The organism is Mesorhizobium sp. WSM4935 (assembly GCF_029625735.1).
In the GTDB taxonomy this organism is placed as follows: domain Bacteria; phylum Pseudomonadota; class Alphaproteobacteria; order Rhizobiales; family Rhizobiaceae; genus Mesorhizobium.
In genome coordinates this window covers 1-1,146 of the sequence record NZ_JARTVR010000041.1, presented here as the reverse complement: position 1 = coordinate 1,146, position 1,146 = coordinate 1, and the positions used below count along the sequence as shown (strand labels likewise).

The following is a 1,146-nucleotide window of genomic DNA, read 5'->3' as shown; positions in this document are numbered from 1 at the left end:
TCTGGGCTGTCAAGTTGCATTTGCGAACTCGGTTCTCGCGTCGCGTGCTTTTGCGTTGAGGATGACGAGAAGTTTTCTGGCGAGTGCGATGCGGATGAGCATTTTGGGCTTTCCTGCCTGCTGCAAGCGTTGAGCGAACGCTTTGAGATGCGGATCGAACTTGGCCACGATGGCGGCGACGACAAAGAGGATGCCACGCGGCCCGGCGCGTCCGCCGCGCACATGCCTGTTGCCGCTGCGCCTGCCGCTGTCGTTGGCGATGGGGGCGAGGCCGGCCAGTTTGGCGATGGCTTTGTTGGAGATAAGGCCGATCTCGGGCAGTTCGGCCATCAGGCGGGCAACGGTGCGGCCAGCCACACCCTTGAGCGACCGAAAGGCCGACCCCAGCTTGGCCCACAGCGGATCGTCATCGATCATCGAGGCGATCTCGCCTTCCAGACGCCGCTCCTCGCGCTTGAGGAAGGCCAGCATGGCCTCGATACTGGCGCATACCTCGGCATCGCGTGCGGCGCTTTTGCGCTGCTTGTTGATGGTGGCATCGCCGACTACCTGGCAAAGCCGCCCGACCAGCGCAGTAAGGCGTTGCTGGGAGTTGCTCGGCGGTGCCGTCGGGACCGTCTTCTTGACTGCGCCATAATGGGCAATGACAGCCGCATCGATCCGATCGGTCTTCTCCAGATAGCCCATCGCCTCGGCGAAGCGGCGCACGCTTCTGGCATTGACCAGGGCGCATGGCATGCCGTGCGCCCACAAAAGCATGAAGCCAAGCCGCTCATAGCCGCCCGAGGCCTCCATCACCGCAAGAGCTGCGCCGTGGCTGCGGCAGAACAGCCAAAGAGCTGCGATCCCCGTTACATCGTTGGCGAAGCGCTCTATCGCCCCACTCGGCCAGACATGCGCGTCCAGCCAATCCTTAGAAACATCAACTCCACAAATGATCCTGTTCACGGTAACCTGCCTTGTACGTACGGTTGGAACCAAGCGACTGTTCGGTCGTGCGTGACGAAGGCGAAGATCCCAAGCTCTCCCGCGGCTGTAACCTCAGGTGGTACGGGCGTCTTCGCCAAGCCAAGATCCGGCTGGCCAGCCGGATCTTGGCTCAATCGCTTCAATCCCACGAAATCTCTCTCGTGGAGATACAAGGTG

1 protein-coding gene is annotated in these 1,146 nt (G+C 61.7%); it reads right to left on the bottom strand.

Annotated features, from left to right (window positions below; genetic code table 11):
* Positions 1 to 9: 9 nt before the first annotated feature.
* Positions 10 to 948 (bottom strand): IS110 family transposase, encoded by a 939-nt coding sequence (locus tag P9273_RS31990; protein ID WP_278052559.1) that lies wholly within the window; start codon positions 946 to 948, stop codon positions 10 to 12.
* Positions 949 to 1,146 lie beyond the last annotated feature (198 nt).